Here is an 11452-nt window from a genome sequence, read left to right as displayed (position 1 = left end):
TTCCCGGGATAAGGATCGTGCTAGGGCCTCCCTTATTGGAATAACCGATTTGAAGGTCTGCTGCCGGAGGCGCTATTGTGCCTATGCCAGCATTACCTGTGCCGGGGAACGTATTGGTTTGCGCAAAAGAATGGCTGGCAGCGACCAGCACGGCTAAGAGCGAGAAAATGTATTTCATACGTGATAAGGTTGGTATCTATTTCCTTTTACGGACTTCTTTATTTAAAGTCTCCACCTGCTGTTTTAATGCATCTATTTGCGCCTGCTTTTGTTTGTCCTGCTTATCTTTTTCAATCAGGTACAAGGTCAGCTCTTCTATCTTTTGGAGTAATTTCATATTAAAATCGCTAAGATCGATACCATTCTCTTTCATGACCTTACCAGATGGGACATCTGGTAAATGCTTATTCTTATTGATGTAAGCACTCACATTACTTAGCGTTCTAAGTTTGTATTCCTTTTCAAATACAAAGTCGGCCGGTACGCCGGCGGTAACTTTTACTTCGATAGCATGTACAGTACCATTAACCGTTAATTTAGCATCAGGGTTTGCTGTCCCAATACCTACATTACCATCCTTGGTGATAGCCATTCGTTCGGTAATTGTACCTGCGTTTCCTGTTGCAAATCGCAGGGAAGCGGAAGCATTTGTAGTGGCACTTCCCTCGAGACGGCTTCCTATATATGCCATACCTTTAAAACCGGTAGAATTTTTGGACACCCAGGTGATAGCTCCGGCAGAGCTGCCATCGATGACAGATCCAGTACTTAAGACAAGTTGTGACTGGCTATTCAAAGCAGTCCCTGGATTTTGTATTTCTACCACGTTGTTTATTCCGCCGTGGAAATAACTGGTGGGCGAACTTGTACCGATACCCACAGAACCATTACTAAGAATACGCATACACTCCAACGAGTTATTGTAAAATGTCATGAAATTCTGAGAATTATTGTAATTAGGGAAACTATAAAAACGCGTTTCGCCCGTATTAACGCCTGGCCTTGAAATACCTCCACCCTGATCGCTATTGCCATCGATTAAATGTATTCTCCCATTCGGCTGATCCAAGGTTATAGAACGATTGTACCCCAGATTTTGAGAGGTTGGGATATAAACGCCTGCTGCAGTGGTTCTGCCAAATAATGCGGCCCCCGGAGCAAGTGAACCGAGTGTGTAAGTTCCATCGGTAACATAAAAACCGGTGGAAACCCCTACATATCCGGTATTGGTATTGGTCGCATTGGTTGTTGTTGTCCACTGTGCATTTGCAACTGATAGCGCAGCGAAAAATATACTTACGCTTAAGGAAAGTTTTTTCATTGAGGAATAGATTATAATTTTAAAGTGTTTAGTGATAATGATGCCAATTCTGGGGCACAAGCGTTTTGATGTGCTGTGGTATAACAGCAGTACTATTTCTAAGAATAATTAAATATTAAGGACGAATTGCTCGTTTTAAAGAATTATTGTCGCCGGGAAACAACATGAAAATTGGATTGTGCAGGTTCCGGATATCGTAATTAAGTTTCATAAAAGATTGTGTTTAGCGTGTTTAGGTTAATGTTTTAAATGTATTAATAATACTTCAAACAAAATAATATTCTTAAAATATTTTGGCTTGAAGTATTATAAAATAGTCGCCGTGGAGATGCTGGCAGGATTTAATTAGATTATAGATCCTTTAAAGTCACTTATTTCCATTGTAACCGGTTACACCAAGAAAAATTTAAAGCTACCACCTGCATCCAATGCTATATCTGCCTTTTGATATGAAAAAATTAGATTGGTATTTTATTCTCGTCAGAATTGATTCATACCTATATTGACGAGAGCAAGTTACCTTCGATCGACATAGGCTTAAGACTATATCACTTACTCACTATCAAAGAACGCTGTTGTAAAATCTTCTATCCGACTCGGATAAACTCGGATTAAATTCCAATTTCCTTAACCCATTTTTGTATAAAAACACCTACCTCGTACATGAGGTGTGAATTTTATTTAGATCATGTGAGCACTTTTGTGCTTAAACCAACGTGGTAGGGTAAAATTTATAAGACAAAAAATACCCAAGGTGTGCGCATGTTGTGAGCTTTTCTCAAATGAAGGGTACAACTTTGTTTCAAGGGTACAACATAAAGTTGTACTTGTGGGACAACTGACAACAGTTTAGGTTTGAATAATTAACATCAGTAAACGAATAATTATGGCAGCAGAGATCATCACGAAAGAAGACTTGCAGGAGTTTGGAGAACGACTGCTCGGTCAAATGAAGGCGCTGAATATTTAGGCTAAATAGCATACTTGATATATGGAAATTAATATATTTGTATAGTCGTTCAGGCAGAGTACCAAAGTGAGTACCAGTTAAATGGCTGATTTGATAACTCACTGTTAGTCAGTTTATAATATTACAGGGTTCGAACCCAGTAACTCCCACCTTACTGGACAAGGACGAGAAATCGGCCTTAGTCCAGTTTTTTTTTGCCTTTAACTTTCTGGCGGCATCTTAGCCAATGAAAAGACCTTTGTTTCGCGCACCGTTTTTTTATCATCTAAAACCATCTTGTACCCGGCAAAACAATTCCTCCGTGATGAGCGGCTCATGTTGCCCATCAACCACTTGCAAAGCTTCGTCCCGGAAAGGCTTGACCACGATCTTGCCACAGTAGATGGGGTTGCGGATCAGGTTCCAAAAGTTATTACGGCCGCAACGCAGGCCACCTTTTCTCGCTTTTTTCCAGACCTGTTCAACCGAAGCCCGTCCAGTTGCAATCTCGTCAAATGCCCGTTTCATAATACCCGCCTGGGGCTCGGACGGACGGATAAATTTCCGTCTTCGGTGGAACGGTTAATATAGCCCGTTGGTGCGGTTGCGATCCAGCGGCCCTCTTTTTTTGCACGGTGCATCCCTGGCTATTTAAATCAATAAAATTAAACGGTTAACCATTTAGTATCTATGAGCCATCCCCCATGTCGCAATCTCTTTTTATAAAAGGCAGTTGCCCTGAACAACTGCCTTATTTATAAGAATCTTAAGTGCTTGCTTATTCAGGTAGTGTTGCCAGGAACTTCAGGATTTCTTCGCCGATCTCGTTGACGTGGGTTTCCAGCGCGAAATGCCCTGTATCAAAAAACTTAACAATAGCATTGGGAAGATCACGCTTGAAGGCTTCGGCACCCGGCGGCAGGAAGAACGGGTCTTTATCGCCCCAGGCAGCTAACAAAGGCACCTGGCTTTCCCTGAAATATTGGTGAAATGTCGGGTACATCGCCACATTGCTGGCATAGTCTTTAAACAGATCAAGCTGTAATTCTTCGTTTTCTTCACGATCAAGGAAAAACTGATCTAATGAATACGACTCCGGGGCCACCAGGCTCTTATCGCTTACGCCCGTAAAGTATTGCCATTGGGTAGTAGCAGCGGTTGACATTGATCTTAAGTTATTGCGGTTTTCTTCGCTTGGATCCGCCCAGTATTTCTGGATCGGGTTCCAGCCGTCGCTCAGGCCCTCTTCATAGGCGTTTCCATTTTGTGAAATGATACCGGTAATTTTTTCGGGGTTGGCTACCGCCAGCCTGTAGCCCACAGGAGCGCCATAATCAAATACCTGGATGGCAAAGCGCTTTAAGCCCAATTGATCCACAAAACCCTGGATATATTTGGTTAGGTTATCAAAAGTATAATTAAATGATTGGTAATGCGGGGCATCCGAATATCCGAAGCCGATCAGGTCCGGCGCTATCACATGGTATTTTTCACTCAGTATCGGGATCAGGTTCCTGTACATGTGCGATGAGGTGGGGTAACCGTGCAATAAGAGCACTACGGGCGCATTTTTAGGCCCTGCTTCACGATAAAATACATTCAGGCCATCGACCTTTGTTGTCAGATACTTAACGATTGATGTTTTCATGATTTTGATTGTTTGTATTAGATTTTGTGTTATCCTGTTTAAGCAAATAAGCTTGCTATTTAGTAGTCAAAAAAAATGCTTCCCTTACGGGATTAGAAATTTTTCTATTCTTTGGGCGATATCAGCGTGGTGCTCTTCCAACGCCAGGTGGCTGGTGTCATAAACGTGTAATTCCGCAGCCGGTACATCCCTTTTAATAGCTTCAGCAGCTGATAGCGGGAAAAAAACATCATTTTTGCCCCAAACCAACAACATTCCCGGCTGCATTTCTTTAAGGAAACGCTGCCAGTTCGGATATTCTGCAATGTTGGTACGATAATCATAAAGCAGGTCCAATTGAATCTCTTGCTGACCAGGACGGCTTAAATAACATAATGAGTTCAGGTAGCCGTCCGGGTTGATCCGGGTCAAATCTTTGGCGCCATTCAGGAAAAATAGTTTAATACCATCCAATGTCAGCAGGGGTTTCACCAGTTGCTCAGTTTCTTCGTTCCTGTTTTCCAGGTAGGGGGCCGCATCAATCATTGCCGGGCCTAACCCCTCTTCATAAGCGTTAGAATTTTGAAGAATATAATTGTTAAATAATTCAGGCCTTCGTAACGCGATCCGGAACGTTACAGGGCCACCGTAACCTAACGCATAAACATTCGGCCGAGTAAGGCCCAGTTCGTCAATAAATTTCTCCATAATTACGGAGATGTTATGGAAAGTGTAATCAAACACGTTCTTGCCAGGTATATCACTGTTACCGAAACCCGGGAAATCCGGCGCTACCATATAAAATTTATCTTTCAGATCGTGGATCAATTCCTGGAACGCACCGGATGCATTAGGGACACCGTTTAGTAAAACGATCTGTGGCTTGGTTTTGTCACCGGCTTCTCTGTAAAAAATGTTGATCCCATCAACATTTACAGTCTTATAAAAGATACCTTGTTTACTCATTGTTTTTTTTTAAATTTTTTTCGGAAAATCGTTTTCGATTTTGTTGTTTAAAACAGACAAGTCTGTTTTAAACAACAAAAAAAATTAACTTATTTTTCTACAATATTGCGTGCTGATATCACCGGCCACGGACCCTCATATACCATATTACTGATCAGTGCTCCTTCAAATAAGGTATAAATCTCAGTACCGGTTTCTTCCAGGTAGGCCATGGGCAGATCTTCTTTTGACCTTAAATGTTGGTAAAGGGACGATTTTGCAATTCCGGCCACTTCAATGATCTGGTTAATGCCTGTATTACCATAACCATTTTGATAAAATAACCGCGCCGTTGTTTGCATAATAGCTTCTCTTACTGATTTAGTTCTCATAAGCCAAAGTTAAATAAAATAAATAAAAACAGACAAGTCTGTTTTTATTTATTTTTAAATCTTTTTTACCCTTACTGTTTTCATTATCTAAGTAATTTATTATCAGTAAGATATATTTTTAACTAATGAGCTTTTCGGCAATTTTTCGAGCACTGGTTACGGGCCATACCTCATTATGAACTTTATTTCCGATCAGGGCACCCTCAAACAGGGTATAAATTTCATCCGCCATATCCGCTTTGTCAACCGGTTCCAGGATTTCGGAAAATAACCGGCGCACGCCGTTTTTCTGTCTCTTGATCTGCGCTTTTACACGCTCATCTTCTTTAGGGATTTCTGAAATTATATTCAGGAAATTACAGCCGTAATATTCCTTTTCCTGCACCAGTTCAACCAGGTAATCAAACACGCCTAACACCCGTTCTTTAGGATCTGTAAACTTATAGGCAGCGCTTTTCAGGGCTTCGTCTGTAGCGGCCCCCGAGCTTTCCAGGTAAGCCATCAGTATATCCTCTTTCGAGCGGAAACTTGTGTATAATGAAGACTTAACCACCCCGGATTCTTCGATGATCTGGTTAATCCCTGTATTGCCATACCCTTGTTTGTAAAACAAACGGGAAGCAGTATCGACAATAGCCTGCCTGACTGCATTCTTTCTCTCATTCCGCATATACAAAGTTAATAAAAACCAGTCAAACAGACAGGTCTGTTTTAATTAAACGAGGAGGCTTTTGCAATACTTGCTTATTTCTGCCGATCCGAGCAGAATGCAGTTTTAGCAGATGCAGTTAAAAGGTGCCTATTTAGCTACGAAAGCTATAAAAGGATAATTATTTTTATACAAACATTGAGGTTTACAAACTTTCAGATCTTTTCAGCTATCACAACTAAACCGCATTGGCGGCTATTAAGTCAATTACGCTAAAGCACTACATTGCTACCAAACGGTATCTTAACAAGTTTATCCAAACGAAGTATAAAAAGAACGAAATGCACCTTCACAAGTTGGATTTCCGGTTTATACACTATTTTGAAACGTTTCTATAAAATTTATCTAATTGGTGATTGTTATTCCCGGCCAGGTATCGGTACGAAAGGGCGATGCGGGTAAACCGGCCTTGTTAAATAAGTTGCACCCGGCTGGGTTACCAGCCCAGGCATAACGTACCGCAACCGGATGTACCACCGCCGGACTACTTACCTCAATTGTACTATGCTTTATGATCGCTTTAGCCCAAACAAATTTTTTATCATCCCCGGCTATGGCAAAAGACTTTAGCTCGTCGCCATTTTTACTAATCATATCATTTCCGCCAGTTTCAAAACTGAGTATAATCTTATCCTTATCAACCCTCATAGATTGATATACCGGTCCAGATGCTACTAATGATTTTTCTCCGTAAACCAACCTGCGTGATGCTAAGGATAAACGGTAACCCACATCCTTTTTATCAACCGGATGGATATCTTCGGCTTCGCCTATATCTATGGCCACGGCCATAGCTGTGTTAGGTTGTATCAAAGCCATACTTTGGGCTTCTCGTAGTTCAGCCCATTCACTCTCAACAGGATGATCATAAACAGGCTGAAAATTGGGTAACTGTACAAATACAAAAGGGATGTCGCCCTGTTGCCACTTAGCTCGCCAGTCATTGATCAGCGCCTGAAAGAGCGGCCGGTAAGCATAAGCCTGGTGGGCATTGTACTCGCCCTGATACCAAAGCACACCCTTAATTGCATATGGCTCCAGCGGAGCGATCATGGCATTGTATAACGAGGTGGGTAAATTCTTAGGGTCTAATGCGCCTGGCCGTGCCTCCATCTTTATACCCTGGTTAAATTTCCATGGGCCAGAGAGCGAAACAGTTGTTTCGCCCGATTTAAATCTTAATGAATCCGCAGGAAAAATGCCGCCGGTGCCGCTATAGTTAATAATACGAATGGCTAGAATGTTTTTGCCGGGTTTAATAAGCGCAGCCGGTATTTTGTACTCCCTTTTATAATCGCGATTACTGGTTTTACCAATCATTTGCCCGTTAAAATAAGTAATATCGGCATCGTCTATTTGTCCTAATATCACTACCGCGTCCTTACCAGTGGCCGCTTGAGGCACTTCTATTTCTTTACGAAACCAAACTGAACCGAAGAAAGTACCATAGCCATTTTTATCCCAAAAGCCGGGTTGTGGCATGGTTGCCCACTGGCTATCATCTACCATCGGCATAGCCCAGGCGGGATTACCATTGGCATCATTACCATTATCTGTCTCTTCTATTTTCTTACCCCAATTAATAACTTTAGTTTGATAGTCCTTTACTTTTTTATCTAACGCGATGGTATCGTGTAAAAAAAGGATATCGTTGGTATATTGGGGTAATTCTTTTAAGCCTTTCTCGCTGGTCCAGGCCTCAGCAATGGTGCCTCCTAAACTGGAATTGATCAATCCAATAGGTACATGATATTGCTCATACAAATTGCGGGCGTAAAAATAAGCAACCGCGCTGAACGAATTTAACGTTTGAGGCGACGCCATGCGCCAGCCAGTTGTTTTACAGTTTGCCGCCGGTGCAGAAGCATAGCCCCTGCTTACCAACACCTGCCTGATATGGTCGTTTGCAGATATTGCAATGTCGTTTGCATATAATGCTTTTGCTCTTGAGTTGTTAAAGTCAAACGCCATATTTGATTGCCCTGAGCATAACCAAACATCACCCACTAAAATGTTTTTGATGCGGATATCATCGGTTTGACCTTTGATCGCCATTTCATAAGGCCCGCCGGCATCAGTTTGGTCGAGTTTAACCATCCACTTCCCATCCGGCGCCGAGGCAATGGCTTTATAGGTTTTGCCCTTGAACTTCACCAGTACGTGCTCACCGGGTTCAGCCCAGCCCCAAACCGGTATTTTGATAGCGCGTTGTAAGATCATGTTATCGCCAACTAAGCCGGGAAGTTTAATGGCGGCAATGGCATCGGCGGCCCAAAGTAGCAATAACAGTATAGCAGCGGTTTGTAATCGTTTCATTTGTATTTAAAAATTTCTACTTACTAAAGGCGTGCTTCCTTTAGTAATAACGGTGTTTTAATGGCATGGTAAATAATAACCTGTGCCGATATTCAATACGTTGATATCTAAAAAAATATAACATGATAAACCTGACAGTTACCTAAAAGCTTATTGGGTGCGACGCTGTAATTGGCAATGTAAATCAGTATTAAAGTTGAAGATGCCGCAACCTCTTTATTATAGAATAACGGCATCCATTACCGCGAACTGCCCGGCAAAATAATTGGTTCCGCGGGGCCAGCTGCGGGCAATCACTCAAATCCGCAACCAGTTGCTCATAGTTATCAGCAAAACCTATAAACTATTTTAACGTTTGCTCTACACCCCAGCTTTTATTTGGCTTAGGCCCCATTTCCAATTCCAGGGTACCGCCGCCAATTAACTGCTCATGGGTAAACCATGTGGTATTAATTAACTGGCCATTCATTTTAGCGCTCTGGACGTATTTGTTAATCACGGAACAGTTATTGGCGATCATAGTAAACTTCTTGCCGTCGGCAAGATCAATTATCACTTTACTAAACACAGGGCTACCAATGGTGTAAACTGGCAAGCCGGGCGTAACCGGATAAAAACCCATAGATGAGAACACCATGAAAGCAGACATACCGCCGCCATCCTCATCGCCGGGGATGCCAAAAATGCTATCCTTGTACCATACATCCATTAAAAAGCGAATGCGTTTTTGCGTTTTCCACGGCGCATTGGTGAAGTTATACAGGTAAGGAATAAAAAAACTTGGCTCGTTACCCATAGAGTATTCACCTACCAGGCCGGTGGCATCGGGGAATTTAGCCCAAAACTCGTATTTGCTGCGGTTCAAAGGCTCGCGAAAAAGCTGGTCAAGTTTAGCCTCGAATGGTGCTTTACCACCCATCAGGTTTATCAAACCGGGAATATCCTGCTGTACCTGCCACAGGTAGGTCCAGCCGTTGTTTTCATCATAATAATCACGGCCGCCCATACCTCCATCAAACTTGGGGTCGATGTTAATCCAATTACCATTACCATCCCTGGGCATAAACATTTTAATATTGTTATTCCAAAGGTTTTTATAATTGGCTGCACGTACATTGAACTTTTGATAATCACTGGTTTTACCTAATTCTTTAGCCATTTGGCCTACAGCCCAGTCATCATAACTGGCACCTAGTGTTACTGCTACGGCCTGGCGCCGCTCGCCCATATTTACTTGGGATACCTTCTCCACTTCGCCTATCTTTAGTGCAGGGAAAAAACCTTTAGTATAATAAGTGTTTTCTAATAGTGTTTTTGGCCCGTTGCGCCATGGCAGCATGGTAGCTTCGTTGGCATTTTTCAGCATACCTTCGTAAGCTTTATTCACATCAAAATTGCGCAGGCCTTTGCGGTAACCATCTAACAGCATAATAGATGAGTGAAAACCATTCATACAGGCATGATCACCAAAAAGCACAGGAAATGTTGGCATCCATCCGCTTTGCTCGTACTGATTAACGTAGGAGTTAAGCATATCTTCTTCCATTGCAGGGTTTACAATGGCGCGCAATGGATGCAGTGCCAGGTAAGTATCCCAGGTCCAGTCATCTACATAAAATGGCCGCGTAGCGTTATGTATTTTTTTATCAAAACCGCTGTAATATTTTCCGTTTTCGGTGATATCAACCATGCGTTCGTTACAACGGTAATAAGCGGTATAAAACGATCTGCGCTGCGCCTCGGTACCGCCTTCTACATGAATGTTGTTAATGGCTTTGTCCCAGGCCTTTTCGCCATCGGCTTGCAGGTTACTGAATGAGCGGCCATCCATTTCCTGATGAAAACTGGCGCGCGCTTGTTCTTCACTCACATAAGATATGGCATAACGGAACTCTACATTTGCGGGCCCATTTTTACCAAAGCTAATATATGATTTGGCTGCCTTACCGGTTATTTCATCTGCTACGGTTAACTGGCCGTTTTTGATAATCCCAGCCTTGCCTTTGCTGCTGAACTCGCCATACAAGTAAACTTTAATATCCTCGTGATAGATCTCGGTTCCCTCTATGACATTCCCGTTGATAAATTTAAAAGAACCCGCGCCGGAATTATACAAATTAAACAGCAAAAATTTTTCTGTAGATTTTTCAGGAAAGCTGAATTTATAAAAACCCGCTTTTTTACCGGCCGTAAATTCAACTGTGATCTCATCGTCAATTAAATAAGTAGAATAATACCAGGGGCGTGTTACCTCCAGTTCATGATCAAACGTTTGCTTTTGTTTCCACGAATTCGCGGTTAGCGTGCGGTTCCATGGCTTCATGGCGAATACTTCGCCTAAACGATGCGATACAATAGTGAGCGGGAAACTGGAGATCTGATCATCCATATAATCCGTTCGCTGTGGATACATTCTGATTACCTGGTTGGGTAGCTGCACTGTGGGGCGGGTGGGCTGCAATAGCTGCCCAACATTTCCTATTCGCGGATCAATATATCTTAAATTGTCCTTACCCTCGTTACCGGGTAGCTTATTCTGCGCTTTCAGGCGCCCTGCACTGCAGAAGCAGCAAAGCATCCATCCGCATATTAAAAAATGGTTTAAATTGGTTGATAACAACTTAACTATGTGTTTAAGCATTATAAATTAGTTTTTACTGGAAAATGTACTCGTGATAAATAAAGGAGTTCCAAATCCCGGCAAGTGATTACGTACACCTGCCGGGAATAAAAATTTAGTTTATTTTAAAAGCAGTACGTGTGATATCCAAATAGGTATTACCATAAGCCTGGGTAGCTTCAATTTGACTGTCATTGCCAAAATTATTGAATGAATCGACAAAAATCAGTCCGCTACTGGAGGCATTTCGTTTAGCTACATCAGTAAACTTTTTGTACCAGGCGCCATCAGCAGTACGCTGCACGCTCAATGCATTAGTAGTAACATTTGTATACTGATAGTTATAGCCGCCCATTACACATGGTATAAATTGCTGTCCCCAGCCTTCTACCATTGTTTTCCAATATGCCCAGTTCTGATCAACAAATTGTGGAAACTGATAAAAACGATCGATATCGCCGGCATAATCGCCCATGTTGGCCTCATACATGGCATCTGTACAGTTTTGAAAACGATAATAAAAACGCTGTGGCGGCGACCATCTGCTTTGCATCCCTACAATGTAAAGATCAA

Annotated in this window: 8 protein-coding genes and 1 pseudogene; all 9 read right to left on the bottom strand. The window is 42.2% G+C overall.

The genetic code is table 11. From position 1 onward, the window contains the following. Positions 1–196: 196 nt before the first annotated feature. The gene (locus WC743_RS27835; protein WP_373016825.1) at positions 197–1321 is read right to left on the bottom strand and encodes a hypothetical protein; all 1125 of its coding nucleotides are present in this window, start codon (positions 1319–1321) and stop codon (positions 197–199) included. A 1231-nt stretch (positions 1322–2552) separates the two neighbouring features. Beyond that, positions 2553–2798: a recombinase family protein gene (locus tag WC743_RS27830; protein WP_373016824.1), complete on the bottom strand. Its 246-nt coding sequence runs from the start codon at positions 2796–2798 to the stop codon at positions 2553–2555. Positions 2799–3048: 250 nt separating this feature from the next. After that, complete coding sequence (locus tag WC743_RS27825; protein WP_373016823.1) at positions 3049–3918, bottom strand: alpha/beta fold hydrolase; 870 nt, start codon at positions 3916–3918, stop codon at positions 3049–3051. An 84-nt stretch (positions 3919–4002) separates the two neighbouring features. Beyond that, positions 4003–4863 carry an alpha/beta fold hydrolase gene (locus WC743_RS27820; RefSeq protein WP_373016822.1) on the bottom strand — a complete coding sequence of 287 codons (861 nt, stop codon included), beginning with the start codon at positions 4861–4863 and terminating at the stop codon, positions 4003–4005. 89 nt (positions 4864–4952) lie between these two features. Then, on the bottom strand, positions 4953–5234 hold the full coding sequence (locus WC743_RS27815) for a TetR/AcrR family transcriptional regulator (RefSeq protein ID WP_373016821.1): 282 nt from the start codon (positions 5232–5234) through the stop codon (positions 4953–4955). Positions 5235–5352: 118 nt separating this feature from the next. Next, positions 5353–5904 carry a TetR/AcrR family transcriptional regulator gene (locus WC743_RS27810; protein ID WP_373016820.1) on the bottom strand — a complete coding sequence of 184 codons (552 nt, stop codon included), beginning with the start codon at positions 5902–5904 and terminating at the stop codon, positions 5353–5355. A gap of 384 nt (positions 5905–6288) precedes the next feature. Next, complete coding sequence (locus tag WC743_RS27805; protein ID WP_373016819.1) at positions 6289–8259, bottom strand: sialate O-acetylesterase; 1971 nt, start codon at positions 8257–8259, stop codon at positions 6289–6291. 343 nt (positions 8260–8602) lie between these two features. Beyond that, positions 8603–10900: a GH92 family glycosyl hydrolase gene (locus tag WC743_RS27800; protein WP_373016818.1), complete on the bottom strand. Its 2298-nt coding sequence runs from the start codon at positions 10898–10900 to the stop codon at positions 8603–8605. 94 nt (positions 10901–10994) lie between these two features. Further along, a pseudogene (locus tag WC743_RS27795) lies at positions 10995–11452 on the bottom strand (hypothetical protein); the annotation flags it as partial.

The sequence above is a fragment of the Mucilaginibacter sp. genome, from assembly GCF_041660805.1.
GTDB lineage: Bacteria > Bacteroidota > Bacteroidia > Sphingobacteriales > Sphingobacteriaceae > Mucilaginibacter.
This window is presented reverse-complemented; position numbering and strand designations above follow the sequence as displayed.